Raw genomic sequence first — 17753 nt, forward strand, 5'->3', positions numbered from 1 at the left:
AATATCAATGATTTTTTAGTTTGCTGAAGTTTTCCGGCAGAATCCTGCACCGCGAGCTCATCTGGCGGGGGCAACCGCCGAAATTATGACGAAGGCCTGGGCCAACGGCCAATCGTCGGTGATCGAAAGGTCGATCTGCGCCTGCATGCCCTCGGGCGTCAGTTCCTGCAGCCGGGCCAGCGCCCCGCCGGTCAGCCGCATCGACGGCCGCCCGCCCGGCAGGTTCACCACGCCCATGTCCTTCCACCACACCCCGCGCCGGATACCGGTGCCCAGCGCTTTGGAGCAGGCTTCCTTGGCGGCGAAGCGCTTGGCGTAAGTGGCGACCACCATCTTCTCGTTGTTGGCGCGGCGCATCGCCTTGGCGCGCTCGGCATCGGTGAAGATGCGGTCGAGGAATCGCTCGCCATGGCGCTCTATCACCTTGGCCACCCGGGTGATGTCGATCAGGTCGGAGCCGATGCCGATGATCATGCGCTGACGCCACCCTGCGCCCTGGCGCGGCCGCGGTCCATCGCCGCACGCATCTCACGCACCGTCCCGGCGATGCCGACGAACAGCGCCTCGCCCATCATGAAATAGCCGATGTTCAACTCCCGGATTTCGGGCAGCGCGGAAATCGTCTCCGCGGTGTCATAGTCGAGCCCGTGGCCGGCATGGACCTCGAGCCCGGCCGCCTGCGCGAGCTTGGCGCCGGCGACGATGCGCTTCCATTCGGCCTCCGCCTTGTCCTTGTGGCCGTCGACCACGGCGTCGCACCAGCCACCGGTGTGGATCTCGATCACCGGCGCCTTCAGCTTCGCGGCCATCTCGATCTGCCTGGGATCGGAGGCAATGAACAGCGAGACGCGGATGCCGGCGTCATTGAGCCGCGCGATGAACGGCGCCAGCGCGTTGTGCTGGCCGACCACGTCGAGGCCGCCTTCGGTGGTGAGCTCCTGGCGCCGTTCCGGCACCAGGCAAACCGCGTGCGGCTTGGTGGCGAGCGAGATCCGCAACATGTCGTCGGTCGCCGCCATCTCGAAATTCAACGGCTTGGAGATCTCGGCCTTGAGCCGCGCCATGTCCTCATCGCGGATGTGGCGGCGATCCTCGCGCAAATGCGCGGTGATGCCGTCGGCGCCGGCCGCGATCGCGGCAAGCGCCAGCCGCACCGGATCTGGCCGCGCTCCGGCCCGCGCATTGCGCAGAGTGGCGACGTGATCAACATTGATACCGAGACGCAGCGGCGGAGACGACATCAAATCACTCTCTGACAAACCAGTTGAACCATCCCCTCATCCTGAGGAGCGGCGCCTGCGCCGCGTCTCGAAGGATGTGGCCCCGTCTCGGGCCGCATGGTTCGAGACGGCGCTGACGCGCCTCCTCACCATGAGGGCCGATGACAGGCGGAACCCTAACCATTGACGCGCTCGACCCGAGCGACGACGGCCTTGGCGCGCAACTGGGCGATGATAGCGCTGAGATGCTTGAGGTCATAGACCTCAAGATCGATGGTCAGCTCCGTGAAGTCAGGCGATTGGCGCGACATGTGGATGTTGTCGATATTGCCGTCGTGCTCGGCGATCACGGTCGCGATCTGGGCGAGGCTGCCGGGCTCGTTGACATTGTGGACCAGGATGCGGGCCGGGAAGCGCTGCGGCATGGTCTCGTCGATATCCCAGCGCACGTCGAGCCAACGCTCCGGCTCCTCCTCGAAATCCTTCAGCGCCGGCGACTGGATCGGATAGATCGTGATCCCCTCGCCCGGCGTGACGATGCCGACGATCCGGTCGCCCGGCACCGCGCCGCCGTTCGGCGCGAACTTCACCGGCAGGTCGGAATTGATGCCCCGCACCGGGATCACCGAGGTGGCGCGCGCCGGATGCGGCGGGTTCTGCGTCTTCAGCTTGGCGGCGAGGCCCTTCTTGGCGCCGTAGCGCACCAGCCGCTCTTCCTTGTAGTCCGGATACATCGCGCGCGCGACGTCGGAAGCCTTGATCTCGCCGCGCCCGACCGAGGCCATCACGTCCTCGATCGAGCTGCGCGCGAGCCGCGGCAACGCACCCTTCAGCTTGTCGTCGGCGTATTCGATCTTGGCGCGGGCAAACAGGCGGTCGACGATGCGGCGGCCAAGACCGGCATACTGGTCGCGCACCGCGTCGCGGGTGGCACGGCGGATCGCGGCCCGCGCCTTGCCGGTGCGGGCGAGCGCTTCCCAGGCCGACGGCGGCGCCGACTGCGCCTTCGAGGTCAGCACCTCGACCTCGTCGCCGTTCTGCAGCTCGGAGGACAGCGGCGCGAACTTGCCGTTGATCTTGCAGCCGACCGCGCTGTTGCCGACGCCGGTGTGCACGGCATAGGCGAAATCGATCACGTTGGCGTTGCGCGGCAGCGCGATCAGCTTGCCTTTCGGCGTGAAGCAGAACACCTGGTCGTGGAACAGCTCGAGCTTGGTGTGCTCGAGGAATTCTTCCGGATTGGCGCTTTCCGAGAGGATGCCGATGGTGTGGCGCAGCCAGGCGAAGGCGTTGGACTCATGCTTCAGCCGCTCGTGCGGCGAGCCCGCGCCCTCCTTGTAGAAGGCGTGCGCGGCGATACCGAACTCGGCGATCTGGTTCATGTCTTCGGTGCGGATCTGCAGCTCGACGCGCTGCTTGCCCGGCCCGATCACCGTGGTGTGGATCGAGCGGTAGTCGTTCTGCTTCGGGGTGGAGATGTAGTCCTTGAAGCGGCCCGGCACCACCGGCCAGGTGGTGTGGACGATGCCGAGCGCGCGGTAGCAGGCGCCGACATCGTCGAGGATGATGCGGAAGCCGTAGATATCGGACAGCTGCTCGAAGCCGACCGACTTGCGCTCCATCTTGGTCCAGATCGAAAACGGCTGCTTGCGGCGGCCGAACACCCGTGCGGTGATGCCGTTCTTCTGCAAATTCTTGGAGAGCTGGGTTTCGATCTCGCCGATCAAATTGCGGTTGCGCTCGGCCAGTGAATCGAGCCGCTGCTTGACCACCGCATAGGCCTCGGGATCGAGCACGAAGAACGACAGGTCCTCGAGCTCCTCGCGCATCTCGTGCATACCCATGCGGCCGGCCAGCGGCGCATAGATATCCAGCGTCTCCTCGGCGATGCGCCGGCGCGAGGCCGGCGGCACGAACTCCAGCGTGCGCATGTTGTGCAGCCGGTCGGCGAGCTTGATCAGCAGCACGCGGACGTCGTCGGCGATCGCAAGCAGCAGCTTGCGCAAGTTCTCGGCCTGCTTGGCTTCGCGCGACACCAGTTCCAGCCGCTTCAGCTTGGTCAGGCCTTCGACCAGCGCGCCGATCTCGTGGCCGAATACATTGTCGATCTCGGCCCGCGTCGCCTCGGTGTCCTCGATCGTGTCGTGCAGCAGCGCCGCCACGATCGTGGCGTCGTCGAGCTTGAGGTTGGTGAGGATCGCGGCGACCTCGAGCGGATGCGAGAAATAGGGATCGCCGGAGGCACGGGTCTGCGTGCCGTGCGCCTTCATGGCGTAGACATAGGCGCGGTTGAGCAGGTCTTCGTTGGTGTCGGGGTTATAGGAGCGGACACGCTCGACGAGGTCATATTGTCGCATCATTCGCGTCCGCGGCTTGGCCGGCCTCTCCGCCGTGGACGACGTCGGCGCCACCGCGACCGTTTCGGTTGCAGCCTGCATCTGGATGGAACTGCGGCGTCGATACGCCATGAACTCGCTGCCTCTCGCGCGGGACCGGAACGTCCCACCTTTCCTCAATCTAGTGCGCTTTCCAATGAAGCAGCACCCCGCGCGGGCCCTGGAACCATTCAATTTCCCGCGTCCGCATAGGACGCACCGTAACAGCAAAATTGTCAACAAAAGCAAAGGCCCGGAGCAATGTCCGGGCCTTCGGCAAATCTGTTCGAAACGACGGCGAGCTTACTCGTCTTCCTCGGGCTGCTCCTCCGGGGGCGCCAGTCCCTCGAGGCCCTTCAGCAGTTCTTCCTCGGTCATCCGCTCGACCGCCACCTCGGTGTCGTCGGCGTCGACGCTGGCACCGGCGGAACCGATCAGCGGCACGGTGTCGGGCTCGGGCTCGTCGACCTCGACGAACTTCTGCAGGGAGTGCACGAGTTCCTCTTTCAGGTCTTCCGGCGAGATCGTCGAATCGGCAATCTCGCGCAGCGAGACGACCGGATTCTTGTCGTTGTCGCGATCAACCGTGAGTTGCGATCCCGACGAGATCATCCGGGCGCGATGCGCGGCCAACAGGACGAGGTCGAAACGATTGTCGACCTTGTCAATGCAATCTTCGACGGTGACGCGAGCCATCTCGAGGCGCTCCGTGGTAAAAGGGACCGAACATGTAGGTTATGAGGGTTAGTTATAGGCCTAGCCCCGGTTTCGCAAGGTAAAATTTGTGATTTGCCTTCCGAACAGGCTCTGATAACCCGGTCTGACGGGGGCCAGAAGGGCCGGAGCGTCTGACGACATGGCCAGGTTGCTGTCCCAGGCGAGTAAATCTCTTCATTGCAATGTCAAGGGTCTAGGCTTTTTGCCCTCGCCTCACCATAATTGCGGTGGTGACTGTCGTGGGGAAAGATTCACAGAACTTTAGGCAGCAACGCCGGAAATTGCGCGCGGTTGATCACCGCCGCGCTAAGAACACTAACAACCACGCGAGAACACTTTGATGTCGTCACCTGTTTCCAACAAGATCGCGCTCTTCATCGACGGAGCGAATCTTTACGCCACCGCAAAGACGCTGGGCTTCGACATCGACTACAAGCGCCTCCTCAAGGAGTTCCAGAGTCGCGGCACGTTGCTCCGTGCGTTCTACTACACGGCGATCATCGAGGATCAGGAGTATTCGTCGATCCGCCCGTTGATCGACTGGCTCGATTACAACGGCTACACCGTCGTCACCAAGGCGACCAAGGAATTCATTGACGCCAGCGGCCGCCGCAAGGTGAAGGGCAACATGGACATCGAGCTTGCCGTCGATGCCATGGAACTCGCCGAGCACATCGACCAGATGATTCTGTTTTCCGGCGATGGCGACTTCCGCTCGCTGGTGGAAGCAGTGCAGCGCCGTGGCGTTCGCGTCACGGTCATCTCCACCATCGCCAGCCAGCCGCCGATGATCGCCGACGAGTTGCGCCGCCAGGCCGACGTTTTCACCGACCTCGTCGAGCTGCAATCCAAGCTCGGCCGCGATCCGTCGGAACGTCCGGCCCCGCGCGAACCGCGCCACCACTCCCCGCAATTCCTGCAGCGCGCGACCACCATGGCCCCACGGGGAGCCGATGACGATTTCGACGAGTAATCTCGTCACCGCTGCCACGCGCCCCGACAGCAACTGTCCGCTCTGTCCACGGCTGGCCGAGTTCCGCGCGCAGGCGCGCGCGCGCGAGCCGGGCTGGTTCAACTCACCGGTGGAATCGTTCGGCGATCCGAATGCGCGGCTGTTGATCGTTGGGCTCGCCCCGGGCCTGCAGGGCGCCAACCGCACCGGCCGCCCCTTCACCGGCGACTACGCCGGTGATCTGCTCTACGCGACCTTGCTCGAATATGGTTTTGCCAGCGGCGTCTATCAGGCGCGGCCGGACGACGGCCTGAAGCTGGTCGACGCCCGGATCAGCAATGCGGTGCGCTGCGTGCCGCCGCAGAACAAGCCGCTGCCGGCCGAGATCAACACCTGCCGGCAATTCCTCCGCGCGACCATCGCGACGATGCCGAAGCTGCGTGCGATCGTGCTGCTCGGGCGAATCGCGCACGAATCGACTCTCAAGGCATTGGATGTTCGCTTGGCGGCCGCGCCCTTTGTGCACGGTGCCGTGCATAGTGCGGGCAAATTCAAGCTCTACGACAGCTACCACTGCTCGCGCTACAACACGAACACCGGCGTGTTGACGACCGACATGTTCCGCAAGGTGTTCGCGACCGTGCGCAAGGAGCTCGGCTAGCGCCCCTTCCGGTATCCGCTTTGCGAATCGCTATCCAAAGCCTGCAAATGCTACAGGACATTCGCGCGGCTTCGGAATAATAGAAAAATATCCCTGAATTGCCCGACGTGTCAAGTTGCCTGGGCGAACGCCGGCCGCTGCCGGCTACTTTGCATGGGGTTGTTTTCAATATTCTGGCAGCGTGACCTGCGACCGCCCCACGACTTCATATTGCTCTAGTTCGTCCACGGATTGGCCTTCAGCCATTCCAGCACGTCTCCGGCGTTCCGGTCGGGCGGGAACACCGGATAGAACACGTGGCTGATGCGCGCGTCGTCGATGACCAGCGCGAGCCGCTTGATCAGGGTCAGCCCCGCCACCAACATCGTCGGCAACTTCAGCGTGTGCGTCAGTTCCAGCGCTTCGTCGGACAGCACCGGGAACGGCAGATGCAGCCGCGAGGCCATCTCGGTCTGGTACGCGTTGCTTTGCGTCGACAGCCCGAACACCTGGGCAGCACCGGCCGCCTTCAGCTCGGCGAACAGGTCGCGGAACGCGCAGGTCTGCGGCGTGCAGCCGCGGGCGCCCGGGATCATGTCCCAATCGTCGACCAGCCCGATCTTGCCGGGCTCGCCGGTTCGCGGATAGGCGAACACCACGGTGCGGCCCGCAAGTGCCGACAGCGCCACCGCGGTGTCGTCGGTGGCGCGCAGCCTGACCGGCGGGATCGTCATGCCGGTCAGATGCGCCGCGCCGCCGTCATCCGTGGGCGCCGGGATCTTGCTCCAGTCGACATCGGTAAGGCTCGATTGGCTCATGGCCCAAATCTCCATCCACCGTCATCGCGAGGAGCGATTGCGTCGCTTCGCTCGCAATGACGACAAATCAACCGCCCTACCCGCGCGCCCGCATCAGGCGGCCCTTCTCGCGGCCCCAGTCGCGCTTCTTCACGGTCTCGCGCTTGTCGTGCAGCTTCTTGCCCTTGGCGACCGCCAGCAGCAGTTTGGCACGGCCGCGCTCGTTGAAATACAGCTTCAGCGGAATGAGCGTCATGCCCTCGCGGTCGACCGCTCCGAGCAGCTTGTTGATCTGCTTGCGATGCAGCAGCAGCTTCCGCGGCCGCTTCGGCTCGTGGTTGAAGCGGTTGGCCTGGAGATACTCAGGAATATTGGCGTTGATCAGCCACAGCTCGCCGTTCTTGGAATCCGCATAGGATTCCGCGATCGTGCTCTTGCCGCTGCGGATTGATTTCACCTCGGTGCCGGTCAGCGAAATGCCGGCCTCGATCGTGTCCTCGATCGCGTAGTTGAAGCGGGCCTTGCGGTTCTCGGCAACGACCTTGATGGGACGTTCGTTCTTCTCGGCCACTTTAGCTCTTCTTGAGGAGGTCGCGGATTTCCGTCAGCAGCACGACCTCGGCGGACGGCTTCGGCGGCTCGGCAGGCTTGACCTCTTCCTTGCGCTTGAACTGGTTCATGGCGCGGATGACGATGAACAGCACGAAGGCGACGATCAGGAAGTTGAGCGTCAGCGTCAGGAAGTTTCCCCAGGCCAGCACCGCGCCCTGCTTCTTGGCGTCGGCGAGGTTGGTTGCGGTGACGGCCTTGGAAAGCCCGGTGAAATAGTTGGAGAAGTCGAGACCGCCCGTGATCGCGCCGATGATCGGCATGATGACGTCGCCGACCAGCGAGGTGACGATCGCGCCGAAGGCCGCACCGATGATGACGCCGACGGCGAGGTCGACGACATTGCCCTTCATGGCGAACTCGCGGAATTCCTTCAGCATGCCCATCCCCTTCTGCTCGACATTGCGCACGGCACCGTTCACGGCGGTCGCGGTCCGGCTCAGTTGATCAGGCCGGCATGGACCATGGCGCTGCGGACCGCCTGGCGGGTCGCTTCGGTGACCGGCACCATCGGCAGGCGCAGCTTCTCGTCCAGCTTGCCGAGCAGCGACATCGCGTACTTCACCGGCGCCGGATTGCTTTCGATGAACAGGTTGGTGTGCAGCGGCATCAGCTTGTCATGGATCTTCAGTGCCGTGGTGACGTCGCCCTTCTGCCAGGCGGTCTGGAACTCCGAGCACAGCCGCGGCGCGACGTTCGAAGTCACCGAGATGCAGCCATGGCCGCCATGGGCCATGTAGCCGATGATGGTGGCGTCCTCGCCGGAGAGCTGGTTGAAATCCTCGCCCATCGCGGCGCGCTGCTGCGAGACCCGCACCATGCTCGCGGTGGCGTCCTTGACGCCGGCGATGTTCTTCAGCTCGAACAGCCGCTTCATGGTGTCGACCGACATGTCGATCACCGAGCGCGGCGGGATGTTGTAGATGATGATCGGAATGCCGATCGCATCGTTGATCGCCTTGAAGTGCTGGTACATGCCTTCCTGGGTCGGCTTGTTGTAGTACGGCGTCACGACCAGCACCGCGGTGGCGCCGGCCTTCTCGGCGTGCTCGGCGAGCTCGATCGCCTCCTTGGTCGAATTCGAGCCGGCACCGGCGATCACGGGCACCCGGCCCTTGGCCTCCTCGATGCACCACTCGACCACCCGCTTGTGCTCGTCGTGGCTCAGCGTCGGGCTCTCGCCTGTGGTGCCGACCGGCACCAGGCCGTGGGTGCCCTCGGCGATCTGCCAGTTCACGAGGCTGCGGAAGGCGGCTTCGTCCACCGAGCCGTTTTTGAAGGGCGTCACCAAGGCAGTGAATGATCCCCGGAATTTTGTCTTGGCTGCCATGGACTTCCTCCAAACGCTTCAGGCTAAAGGCTAGGTCGACGGACCTTGTTGTTGGCGCGCTTCACGTCCGTGCGACCGGCACCCGGTTGTTGCGAAACGCCATGAAAGGCAATTCATATCGGGTCTGGCTGACAGGCGAAAGGGCCGTACCGTACCTATTCCCAACGGTAATCTGCGGCGCGCGAAATCGTTTCCAGCCGCGATTTTGCCGTTGTGCTGGCGCAAACAGCCGCACCGGCAGGCTTCTTAGTATTTTGTGTACGTTTTCAATCAAATAAGAACTCATGGCCCAAACGACCAGATGATTCGGGGCCGCAGAGGACTTCTGTGATCCGTTCCGTTCGTGCAGGCACATTGCGGTCGACGGCGCTGGCGACGAGCCTGGCGCTCGTTGTCGGCCTTGCCGCCATCACGGCCGATGCCTGGGCCGCCGAGGATGCTCCAGCCGCAAAGCCGGCCGCCCAAGACACCGCTTCCAAGAGCGCCGCCTCCAAGACCGCGCCGAGGTCCACGGCTCCGAAGGCTGCGGCTTCAAAGCCAGCGGCAACCAAACCCAGCGCCGTCAAGACCGACGCTGCCAAGACCAACGCTGAAAAGACTGACACTCACAAAACCGAGGCTCACAAGACAACGTCGCCCAAGCCCGGCGCGGTCAAGACGGACGGGGCCAAGGCCGCTCCTGCCAAGACCGAAGCTCACAAGCCAACGGCTCCGAAGAGCCCGGAATCCAAGGGCACCACGTCCAAGACCACCGCGGCCAAGACCACCGCGTCAAAGCCCGCCGCTCCGGTTGCAACCGGAACTGTATCGAACAGGTCTGTGCCCGCGCCCGCACTGGCTCCGGCAACGCGCCAGCATGCCGCGCCGATCGCGCGCAAGCCGGTGCTGCCTGCGGCCGTGGCCGCGACATCCTCGACGTCGCACTCGGACAAGGAAGCACTTGCAAGCGTCGTCGAGCTGCTGCGCAAGCGCAAGCCGGCGGACGCCACCGAGGCCGAGGCCTCGATCTCAGATCCGGTCGCGCGCAAGCTTGCCGAATGGCTGATCCTGCGCAGCGAGGACAACGGCGCCTCGGTCGAGCGCTACCGCGCCTTCCTCGATGCCAATCCGAGCTGGCCGTCGCAGACCTTCCTGCGTCGCCGCATCGAGGCCTCGTTGTGGGACGACCGCCGCGACGACTCCGCGGTCTGGGCCTGGTTCCAGAATGAATCGCCGGTCTCGGCCAAGGGCCGGCTCGCGCTCGCCAAGGTCATGATCGGACGCGGCGACCGCGGCAATGCCGAGCGCCTGGTCCGCGAGGCCTGGCGCAACGACGGGATGAGCGAGGACACCGAAAACACCGCGCTTGAGCTGTTCGGCTCCTTCCTGACTGCCGGCGACCACAAGGCACGCATGGACATCATGCTGTACGGCACCGACAACGAGGCCGCCGGCATGCGCGAAGCCAAGCGCCTTGGCTCCGGCTACGTGGCGCTCGCGAAGGCACGCATCGCCGCCACCCGCAAGGGTTCGAACCTGCGCGCGCTGCTGGAAGCCGTGCCGAGCGAGCTCTCCGGTGACACTGGCTACTTGTTCGCCAGGATTCAGTTGCTCCGCCGCGAGGAGAAATTCGCCGAGGCCGCGCGGCTGATGCTGAGCGCACCGAAGGAAGCCTCCCGCCTCTACAATGTCGACGAATGGTGGATCGAGCGCCGGCTGCTGGCGCGCAAGATGATCGACACCAACGAGTTTCGCACCGCCTATCTGATCGCGCGCGACGCGGCGCTGCCGGCCCGCGACATCTACAAGACCGAGCAGGAATTCACCTCGGGCTGGATCGCGCTGCGCTTCCTCAACGATCCCGCCCTCGCCGCCCAGCATTTCGCGCGGATCGGCGTCGGCAGCGCCAACCCGACCGCGCTGGCGCGTGCCGGCTATTGGCAGGGCCGCGCCGCGGAGGCCGCCGGCCGCGGCCAGGAGGCGCGCGCCGCTTACGGACGCGCGGCCGAGCAGTCGACCAGCTATTACGGCCAACTCGCGCGCGCCAAGCTCGGCCTGCCGCAGATCGAGCTGAACAGCGCGCCGCGCGGCCGCGGCGCCGAGCGGCTGGAGATCGTGCGCGCGGTGGCGCTGCTCTACGAAATCGACGCGCGCGAGCTCGCGATCCCGATCTTCGGCGACATGGGCGACAATGGCGATCCGGAGGCCCTCGCCGGCCTCGGCGAGCTCACCGCGCGCCACGGCGATGCCCGCGGCATGCTGCTGATGGGCAAGGCCGCGCTCAACCGCGGACTGCCGTTCGACCACTACGCCTACCCGGTGAACGGCATCCCCTCGTTCCGCCAGGTCGGACCGGAGGTCGAGCAGAGCGTCGTCTACGCGATCGCGCGCCAGGAGAGCGCGTTCAATCCTGCGGTGGTGTCACCGGCCCAGGCCTACGGCCTGATGCAGGTGACGCCGGACGCCGGACGCTACGTCTGCAAGCGCGCCGGCATCGGCTTCGACCTCAACCGGATGAAGACCGATCCGGTCTACAACGCGATGCTCGGCGCCGCCGAGCTCGGCGGCCTGCTCGAGGATTATCGCGGCTCCTACATCCTGACCTTCGCCGCCTACAATGCCGGCCGCGGCAGCGTGCGGAAGTGGATCGAGCGCTACGGCGATCCGCGCGATCCCAAGATCGACGCGGTCGACTGGGTCGAGCTGATTCCGTTCTCGGAGACGCGGAACTACGTCCAGCGGATCATGGAAAACCTGCAGGTCTATCGCGCCCGGTTCGGCGGCGGCACCAAATTGCAGATCGAGGCCGATTTACGCCGCGGCGCCAGCGTGGAATGAACCGGCGCTGCCGGTTTTCAACAGGCTGGGCGACCGCGGCTTCCAGCCCCGACCAAAAATCACGCTAATCTATTGTTATATCTTGCATTTTAGGTATCCGCGCGCTTCGGCACTTGCCGATCGGCGCGGTATATAAAGGCTTGGGGACGGCCGGCGGCCGAGCTGCCCTCAAATCACCTTGGCGCAATCTGAATCTGCCGCTTGCGGCTCAGCGCCCACTCGGGCATATCGGCGCCATTGGAGAGGTGGCCGAGTGGCTGAAGGCAACGCTTTGCTAAAGCGTCATACGGTCTCAAGCTGTATCGAGGGTTCGAATCCCTCCCTCTCCGCCAGCCGGCTAATGTCCAGCCCGGAGACATGGGTGACAGCCTCGTGCGAGAGCACGGTCTTCCTGCAGAATCGCGCCGATTTTCCGAAACTTGAGACGGCGATCAGTTCGACCGTTACTGCAAATATGACCAAGGCTGGATAAACAGGCGCCGCCGGGACAATGCCATTTAGAGCCCGGCGGCGTACTTTTGGCGTGCTGCGCAACGCTCCCTCAAAGTTCAATCTCGATCGCCATGTTCGCGCGCACAAGGGTGGTCAAACCCGCTTTCAATCTCTTCGCTTGCCAGGTCTGGAAAGCTGGATCGGCGTTTAGTTTATCAACCGCCGCGCCATAAGCCGAAAACGTCTCGAAATTTACTGAGAAAACGAAATTGCCGGCTTCACCGACGGCGACAGACCAGAACCTTGGTTTGCCACCATGCTTGCGCCAAAGCCCGGCACTCTCCTTTGCCAATTCGAGTATTCCTGCGAGGTCACCGCCTGGATTCGGCTTGACCACGTACTGCACGACTACTGCCATGCTACCCTCCAATTGGAAATTACAGGGGAGCACATGCGAGGCTGTTTTTCGGTAGTTGGGCTTGATCTAGGTCAAGCAATCCAGCGACGCGACATGGGTACTTAGCCGCCCGCCCGGGACCGCGATGGCATAGTGTCTGCACTTTGACCGTGCTGGGGATTTCAGTGTCCCAGTTCAGGAAGGAAACGCCGCCGGGCGTGTATTTTTGAGACCGGCGGCGTACTTTTTGGGGATTCGATCAGATCCAGTCGGTTGCCCGGCCGGGCGGACGATCCGGGAGCGGCCTATCGAGCCGGCCAGCGACCAATGAGCGGTGGTCCTAAGGGGTCATCGCAGAGAAATGCCGGCATCGGCCCCGGGCCTGGACCGGTTGTCACCTCCGCGTGAACGAAACATCATTCCCGGCGCCGCGAAGCGAGCGCGCAACAAACCGCGCCCACCATCCCCGCATTGTTTATTTCACCTGAGCATTTCCGGGGTAAAGCCATGCAGCAAGACAGTGGCATCCAATTCCAGGATACCGACCAGGTTCTGCGTAACGCCCAGCTTCGCCGATCCGCCGACTTAGGTCCCTGGTTACGGCATCGCTTCTCATCCAAGGCAGGCGGGCTCGTGGTCGCAACTTCGCTGGCTTGCATTGTTGTTGTGCTGGCGATCGTTGCTGCCCCGCGGCCCGTCTCGAGCGCTGCGCTCGGCAGCGAGTGGCAATGCAGCAAGGCGGCGTTTGTCCTGACGACCTGCCGTCAAGCCGACCCTGCCCGTTCATAGCAAGCGGCCGCATCGGGGGGCGTACGGTAGCGATGGCAATTGGCACTGGTGAAACCATCTGCCCGGCGACTCCGTAGCTGGAGCGCCGGCCTATTTCTTCCATTTTGGCACTACGGGCCGGCTGGGGCCGTTCGGTCTTTCCCAGTCACGAACGGCCTCACTTTTAGGTCCACCTATGAACCGCGTCAGCTTTCCCTCGGCTTGATTATTTGGCATCAAATGATCAAGGCGCCCGCACGAAGAATCCGCCGGCCGGTCGAGATCGAGCTGAAGGCGAAGAAATAGATGGATGGTCCAAGTCGCGGTCTCAGGTTAGCGATCTGTTTCTCGCTGGTTCTCGTTCTGCCTGCTGCGCAGACGCCGCCGACACTGCATTCGCGGGACGAGTGGCGTGTGGTTGACAAGGAATGCCGCGACGTCTTGCCTGCGCAGGCAAAGATACGGGCGTGTCTCAACCTGCTGAGCGATCGACGCCTCTCGACCGCTTATCTTGCCTCAATCACCGGCGAAATATCGAGCACTTTCCAAAGCTTGCGGGACTACAGCAACGCCATCAAGTACAAGAAGATCGAAATTGAATGCACCTCGGCGAGGCAACCTTCTTCGTCGGGTGACGCACTTCCTGCCAGTTTCGGCGCGATGTCTCTGCGTTACACGGAGCTCGGGACACTCCAGGCGCTCTATCGCCAAACCAATTTCGGCAGTCAGTCGGATGAAGCACGCCGAGGCGCCACGGAGGAGCAAAGCAGCTACAACCTTGCGCTTCAGTACAACCCGATGAACTACAGGGCATATCGATACCGGGCTGAAATTCGCAGCCAATTCTGCGACAGCGCGTCCGCCGCTCAAGACATGGAAGCAGCGGTTAGGTTTGCCGAACAGGCTGGAGATCAGGACGCCGCGCGAGACTACGAGCGCGTCACGCTAGGTGCCTGCGTTCCGGCGTGGCGGCGAGAATAGTCCGCGCCATCAGACTGTCCCCACCCGGCGGGCATACGCCGCGCCGCACCGCCCCGACAGTATTCTTACGGACCCCCAACTGGCAGGGAACTTGCGATGTATCCGTGAATAGTTCGGTGCCAGCTGTTCTCGGTGTGCCGAACTCAGACATTCGGAGCACGCAATGAACATGCATCATCGTTTTGAGACAGGTCGCGGACGTGGCGGGCGCGAGTCGACGGTCAGCAAGATGCTGTCTGATCTGATCCTGGCCTGCCAGCAGATCGAAGCCGACATCGCGACCGAAGAAGCGCGCGTGGGAATTCATGACCGATCGGACGCGAGGTATCCGATTTTGGCAAGGTCGCTCAATGAGCGGCACGCCAATCTCAAGGGAACGATTGCCACCCTCAAAAAGCGTGTAGCCGAGAGCTCTCAGCACAAGATGGTGACCGACGCAGCATAGCTCGGTCTTTGACCAGCTCCTTGCACGCGGGCAGAGCGATCGATGCGATGAAGCATCAGTGCGGCGGCGACGACGTCAGCCGCTGCCGCGGGTGGATGGATCGAGGTTTCGGTTCTCGCCGGGCGGGATCGGGCCAAAGCCCGGATATACGTACCGGTCCGGAGGGACGACCTGTTCACTTGGACGGATGATGAGGTGCTGTCGCACGCGACGATGATGCGCCGTTGCGGCGCCGGCAACCGAGCTCCACAGCACCACAAGCGGCAACGCCAAGACCAAGGAAATAGCCAAGCATAGACGCAAGGCAACACGCATCGCGATCACTCCGTTTCACCGAACAGGTGATCGCCAAGCGTAGCGCTGTATTCTGCGCTGGCTTCTCACATGCGATCAAAACAGCGAGATCGGCGATCCGTCACTTCGTTATCGCAGCGATCGCGGTCTTCAGCGGCCGCGGCAGGGCTTGCGCGATGGCGACACCGAGCAGCGCGAGGCCGCCGCCGATGACGTGGAATGGCCTCACCGGCTCGCCGAGCATCACGATCGCGGCCACAGCGGTCAGCACCGGCAAGAGATTCATAAAGATCGCGCAGCGGTTCGGGCCGAGCTGCGCGACGCCGCGGATCCAGAGGAACGGCAGCACGACCGACGCGAGCGCACCGGCATACACGATCAGCGGCAAGGTCTCGGCGTTGACCTGACGCAGCGGCGCCGGCGTCGCGAGGAACGCGGGAAACATCACGGCCAGCGCGCACAGCGCCTGCATGTAGGTGGATTGCCATCCAGTGATCGGCAAATTCCAGCGTTTCAGCAGCACGCCGTACAGCGCATAAACGATCGCGGCCAGCAGCATCAGCGCGTCGCCCGCATGCACGCCGTTCTGCAACACCGACCACAAGTCGCCGCCGCTGACGAGATAGACGAGGCCCGCAAACGACAGCGGAGCGCCGCAGATCATGCCAAGCGTCGGCGGTTCGCCGAGCAGCGCGGCACTGAGGGCGACCGTCAACAGCGGCGTCAGCGCGGTGAAGACAGCCATGTTGGTCGCGGTGGTGGTTTCGGCCGCCAGATACGACAGGCTCTGGAACAGGCACATCGCAAGGAAGCCGAGGATCGCGAGCGGACCGAGATGCGGCCAGACCGCACGGCGATTGCGCCAGGCGCCGCGCGCCACGAACGGAGACATCAACAGCACCGCGACCAGCAGGCGATAGAAGGTGATCGCCTGCGGACCGATCATGTGCGCCGAGAGGCGAGAGACGATGACGTTGCCCGCCCACAGCACGATGGCAACGAAGGGATAGAGAAGTGCGACTTTCTGCTTGAACATGACCCGGCAGCGCGTTGGTGAAGGACACTCCAGCAACTACCTGTCGCCCTAACGTCCGTCTCACGCTAGAATGACCTCACCTAGCGAGATTGGGACATGCGAGATGAAGACGTGTTGGACGAGCTGATCACACGGCACCTCGACTATCACGCCACGGCGCGGCCGATGGCGGCGATGGAGATCGACTATCCGAGCGGCGCGTCGACCGGCCTGCACGCGCATCCGCGCGGCCAGCTGCTCTATGCGATCGAAGGCGTGATGGTCGTGCGCTGCGCTGAAGGCACCTGGGTGGTACCGCCCAACCGGGCGGTGTGGCTCGTGGCCGATCTCGCGCACGAGGTCCGGATGTGCGGCGCGGTCAAGATCCGCACCGTGTTCGTGGACGCCGACGCGGCTCCCAATCTGCCGCGGGCCAGCTGCGTGTTCGCGGTCTCGCCGCTGCTGCGCGAATTGTTCGTCGCCGCGATGCGCGTCCCGCTGGACTATGCGCCCGCAACCAGCGACGAGCGCCTGATGCAGGTGCTGCTCGACCAGTTGCGCGAAGTCGATGTGCTGCCCCTGCACCTGCCGATGCCGCGCGACGAAAGGCTCGCGCGGATCTGCGCCGCGCTACTGGCACGCCCTGACGATGCCTCAACCGCCGAGCAATGGGCGCGAAGGCTGAAGCTGACGTCGAAGACCATCCATCGTCTGTTCGCCAGGGAAACCGGCATGACGTTCGGCGAATGGCGTCAGCAGGCCCGCCTGCTGTTTGCGCTCGAGCGCCTCGCGCGCGGCACGCGGGTGGTCGATGTCGCGCTCGATGCCGGCTATGCCAGCCAGAGCGCCTTCACCGCCATGTTCCGCAAGCATTTTGGCGTGCCGCCCAACGCGTTCTATCGATAGGCCGCCACCGGATAGTTAGCGCTCAGCACCGCCGACCGCGCAGCCGGTCCCAGGATCCATTCCCTGAACGCCGCGATCTTCGGAAGCGACTGCCGGTTGTCGGGACAGACGAGATAGTAGGCGAACTCCTCGAGATGCGCGGTCTCGAGCAGCTGGACCAGTTCGCCGCTCGCGATCTCATTTGCCACCATCGCGGCCGGCAGCAGGCCCGCGCCCTGCCCGGTCAGCACGGCCTTCAGCAGGAGGCCGCTGTCATCGAACGAGGGTCCGCGCGGCGTGCGAACCTCCGCGATGCCGTTGGCCTGAAACCACAGGCTCCACCCCTTGCGATCGGCGTCATGCACCTGCGGCCAGCCCGCGAGTTCGCCCGGCGATGCCGGCCGGCCGAGGCGCCCAACCAGCGACGGCGATGCCACCGCCACCATCTCCACCGTGACGACGCGGTCGCTGCGCAGCCCCGGATAGCGGCCAAGGCCGTGGCGCACCGCGACGTCGACGCCGCTGCGCGAGAAATCGACCACCGTGTTGCTGGTGACGATCTGCAGATCGATCTCGGGATGCGTGTTCTGAAACGACGCCATGCGCGGCACCAGCCAGGCCGACGCAAAGAACGGCGTGACGCTCACCGTCAGCGTACCGACATCGACAGATGCCGCGACGCGGCGCGAGGCATCCGCGATCTGGCGAAACGCGTTGCGGATCGACGGCAGATAGTCGCGGCCGGCGTCAGTGAGATAGATGCCGCGCGGCACCCGCTCGAACAGCTTCACGCCGAGATCGGCTTCGAGCGTCTTGAGCATCTGGCTGACCGCGCCCGGCGTCACGCATAGCTCCTCGGCCGCGAGCTTCACCGAGAGATGGCGAGCGGCGGATTCGAACGCCTTGAGCGCGTTCAGGGGTGGAAGCCTGCTTTCCATGATTTAGAATTTCTAATCTGGATTGCTCAGCAAATCTGGTTTGCCAACTCGGCGTTTGGGGCGCCCTATCAGCTTAATCTGACGGTAAAGGCTGCGTCAACGCCGAGAAAGTCGAACCATGGAACTTAGATTTTCTAACGT

At 63.9% G+C, this 17753-nt stretch carries 17 protein-coding genes and 1 tRNA gene; 7 read left to right on the forward strand and 11 right to left on the reverse strand.

What is annotated here, in order from left to right:
• Nucleotides 1-57 precede the first annotated feature (57 nt).
• The 4 genes from acpS to rpoZ all read right to left on the reverse strand — a co-directional run bounded on the left by acpS (nt 58) and on the right by rpoZ (nt 4291).
• The gene (acpS, locus tag ACVWY5_RS19200; protein ID WP_021078359.1) at nt 58-474 is read right to left on the reverse strand and encodes a holo-ACP synthase; all 417 of its coding nucleotides are present in this window, start codon (nt 472-474) and stop codon (nt 58-60) included.
• Nucleotides 471-1241, reverse strand: coding sequence for a pyridoxine 5'-phosphate synthase (locus ACVWY5_RS19205; RefSeq protein ID WP_028333839.1), 771 nt, complete (start codon nt 1239-1241; stop codon nt 471-473). The genes acpS and ACVWY5_RS19205 overlap by 4 nt, the downstream gene beginning before the upstream one ends.
• Before the next feature lie 155 nt (nt 1242-1396).
• A complete protein-coding gene (locus ACVWY5_RS19210) occupies nt 1397-3688 on the reverse strand; it encodes a RelA/SpoT family protein (RefSeq protein ID WP_026192848.1) in 2292 nt (763 codons plus the stop codon).
• A 210-nt stretch (nt 3689-3898) separates the two neighbouring features.
• The gene (rpoZ, locus tag ACVWY5_RS19215; RefSeq protein ID WP_016844003.1) at nt 3899-4291 is read right to left on the reverse strand and encodes a DNA-directed RNA polymerase subunit omega; all 393 of its coding nucleotides are present in this window, start codon (nt 4289-4291) and stop codon (nt 3899-3901) included.
• A 361-nt stretch (nt 4292-4652) separates the two neighbouring features.
• Between rpoZ and ACVWY5_RS19220 the strand changes: the two genes are divergently transcribed.
• Together ACVWY5_RS19220 and ACVWY5_RS19225 are read left to right on the forward strand one after the other, a co-directional pair.
• On the forward strand, nt 4653-5285 hold the full coding sequence (locus tag ACVWY5_RS19220) for a LabA-like NYN domain-containing protein (RefSeq protein ID WP_016844002.1): 633 nt from the start codon (nt 4653-4655) through the stop codon (nt 5283-5285).
• On the forward strand, nt 5266-5925 hold the full coding sequence (locus tag ACVWY5_RS19225) for a uracil-DNA glycosylase (protein ID WP_028333838.1): 660 nt from the start codon (nt 5266-5268) through the stop codon (nt 5923-5925). The genes ACVWY5_RS19220 and ACVWY5_RS19225 overlap by 20 nt, the downstream gene beginning before the upstream one ends.
• A 215-nt stretch (nt 5926-6140) precedes the next feature.
• Here the strand turns inward: ACVWY5_RS19225 and ACVWY5_RS19230 are convergent, their stop codons facing one another.
• The 4 genes from ACVWY5_RS19230 to dapA all read right to left on the reverse strand — a co-directional run bounded on the left by ACVWY5_RS19230 (nt 6141) and on the right by dapA (nt 8640).
• Nucleotides 6141-6722: a peroxiredoxin gene (locus tag ACVWY5_RS19230; protein ID WP_028333837.1), complete on the reverse strand. Its 582-nt coding sequence runs from the start codon at nt 6720-6722 to the stop codon at nt 6141-6143.
• A 76-nt stretch (nt 6723-6798) separates the two neighbouring features.
• Nucleotides 6799-7272: an SsrA-binding protein SmpB gene (gene smpB, locus ACVWY5_RS19235; protein ID WP_016843999.1), complete on the reverse strand. Its 474-nt coding sequence runs from the start codon at nt 7270-7272 to the stop codon at nt 6799-6801.
• 1 nt (nt 7273) lies between these two features.
• A complete protein-coding gene (mscL, locus tag ACVWY5_RS19240; RefSeq protein ID WP_028333836.1) occupies nt 7274-7690 on the reverse strand; it encodes a large conductance mechanosensitive channel protein MscL in 417 nt (138 codons plus the stop codon).
• A 59-nt stretch (nt 7691-7749) separates the two neighbouring features.
• Nucleotides 7750-8640: a 4-hydroxy-tetrahydrodipicolinate synthase gene (dapA, locus tag ACVWY5_RS19245; RefSeq protein ID WP_028333835.1), complete on the reverse strand. Its 891-nt coding sequence runs from the start codon at nt 8638-8640 to the stop codon at nt 7750-7752.
• A gap of 354 nt (nt 8641-8994) precedes the next feature.
• Here dapA and ACVWY5_RS19250 point away from each other — a divergent pair, with 354 nt between their 5' ends.
• The gene (locus tag ACVWY5_RS19250; protein ID WP_028333834.1) at nt 8995-11457 is read left to right on the forward strand and encodes a transglycosylase SLT domain-containing protein; all 2463 of its coding nucleotides are present in this window, start codon (nt 8995-8997) and stop codon (nt 11455-11457) included.
• A gap of 239 nt (nt 11458-11696) precedes the next feature.
• Nucleotides 11697-11789: transfer RNA gene (locus tag ACVWY5_RS19255), tRNA-Ser, on the forward strand.
• 209 nt (nt 11790-11998) lie between these two features.
• Here the strand turns inward: ACVWY5_RS19255 and ACVWY5_RS19260 are convergent.
• On the reverse strand, nt 11999-12307 hold the full coding sequence (locus ACVWY5_RS19260; protein ID WP_157340985.1) for a hypothetical protein: 309 nt from the start codon (nt 12305-12307) through the stop codon (nt 11999-12001).
• Nucleotides 12308-13468: 1161 nt separating this feature from the next.
• On the opposite strand from ACVWY5_RS19260, the gene ACVWY5_RS19265 reads away from it, so the two are divergent.
• Together ACVWY5_RS19265 and ACVWY5_RS19270 are read left to right on the forward strand one after the other, a co-directional pair.
• Nucleotides 13469-14035 (forward strand): hypothetical protein, encoded by a 567-nt coding sequence (locus ACVWY5_RS19265; protein ID WP_321176753.1) that lies wholly within the window; start codon nt 13469-13471, stop codon nt 14033-14035.
• Between the two features lie 163 nt (nt 14036-14198).
• Complete coding sequence (locus ACVWY5_RS19270; RefSeq protein ID WP_028333831.1) at nt 14199-14480, forward strand: hypothetical protein; 282 nt, start codon at nt 14199-14201, stop codon at nt 14478-14480.
• A 415-nt stretch (nt 14481-14895) separates the two neighbouring features.
• On the opposite strand, the gene ACVWY5_RS19275 is transcribed toward ACVWY5_RS19270, so the two are convergent.
• On the reverse strand, nt 14896-15810 hold the full coding sequence (locus ACVWY5_RS19275) for a DMT family transporter (RefSeq protein WP_028333830.1): 915 nt from the start codon (nt 15808-15810) through the stop codon (nt 14896-14898).
• 96 nt (nt 15811-15906) lie between these two features.
• Between ACVWY5_RS19275 and ACVWY5_RS19280 the strand changes: the two genes are divergently transcribed.
• Nucleotides 15907-16695 (forward strand): AraC family transcriptional regulator, encoded by a 789-nt coding sequence (locus ACVWY5_RS19280; RefSeq protein ID WP_038377415.1) that lies wholly within the window; start codon nt 15907-15909, stop codon nt 16693-16695.
• On the opposite strand, the gene gcvA is transcribed toward ACVWY5_RS19280, so the two are convergent.
• A complete protein-coding gene (gene gcvA / locus ACVWY5_RS19285; protein WP_028333828.1) occupies nt 16686-17612 on the reverse strand; it encodes a transcriptional regulator GcvA in 927 nt (308 codons plus the stop codon). The genes ACVWY5_RS19280 and gcvA overlap by 10 nt on opposite strands.
• Nucleotides 17613-17753 lie beyond the last annotated feature (141 nt).

It is taken from the genome of Bradyrhizobium sp. USDA 3256 (assembly GCF_054058275.1).

Excerpts from the sequence above, each read along its gene's own strand:
- dapA (WP_028333835.1), bottom strand. The coding sequence starts at position 8,640 with ATGGCAGCCAAGACAAAATTCCGGGGATCATTCACTGCCTTGGTGACG.
- ACVWY5_RS19280 (WP_038377415.1), top strand. The coding sequence starts at position 15,907 with ATGCGAGATGAAGACGTGTTGGACGAGCTGATCACACGGCACCTCGAC.
- ACVWY5_RS19230 (WP_028333837.1), bottom strand. The coding sequence starts at position 6,722 with ATGAGCCAATCGAGCCTTACCGATGTCGACTGGAGCAAGATCCCGGCG.
- ACVWY5_RS19205 (WP_028333839.1), bottom strand. The coding sequence starts at position 1,241 with ATGTCGTCTCCGCCGCTGCGTCTCGGTATCAATGTTGATCACGTCGCC.
- ACVWY5_RS19220 (WP_016844002.1), top strand. The coding sequence starts at position 4,653 with ATGTCGTCACCTGTTTCCAACAAGATCGCGCTCTTCATCGACGGAGCG.
- acpS (WP_021078359.1), bottom strand. The coding sequence starts at position 474 with ATGATCATCGGCATCGGCTCCGACCTGATCGACATCACCCGGGTGGCC.
- ACVWY5_RS19210 (WP_026192848.1), bottom strand. The coding sequence starts at position 3,688 with ATGGCGTATCGACGCCGCAGTTCCATCCAGATGCAGGCTGCAACCGAA.
- gcvA (WP_028333828.1), bottom strand. The coding sequence starts at position 17,612 with ATGGAAAGCAGGCTTCCACCCCTGAACGCGCTCAAGGCGTTCGAATCC.
- ACVWY5_RS19275 (WP_028333830.1), bottom strand. The coding sequence starts at position 15,810 with ATGTTCAAGCAGAAAGTCGCACTTCTCTATCCCTTCGTTGCCATCGTG.
- ACVWY5_RS19225 (WP_028333838.1), top strand. The coding sequence starts at position 5,266 with ATGACGATTTCGACGAGTAATCTCGTCACCGCTGCCACGCGCCCCGAC.
- ACVWY5_RS19270 (WP_028333831.1), top strand. The coding sequence starts at position 14,199 with ATGAACATGCATCATCGTTTTGAGACAGGTCGCGGACGTGGCGGGCGC.
- ACVWY5_RS19260 (WP_157340985.1), bottom strand. The coding sequence starts at position 12,307 with ATGGCAGTAGTCGTGCAGTACGTGGTCAAGCCGAATCCAGGCGGTGAC.
- mscL (WP_028333836.1), bottom strand. The coding sequence starts at position 7,690 with ATGCTGAAGGAATTCCGCGAGTTCGCCATGAAGGGCAATGTCGTCGAC.
- rpoZ (WP_016844003.1), bottom strand. The coding sequence starts at position 4,291 with ATGGCTCGCGTCACCGTCGAAGATTGCATTGACAAGGTCGACAATCGT.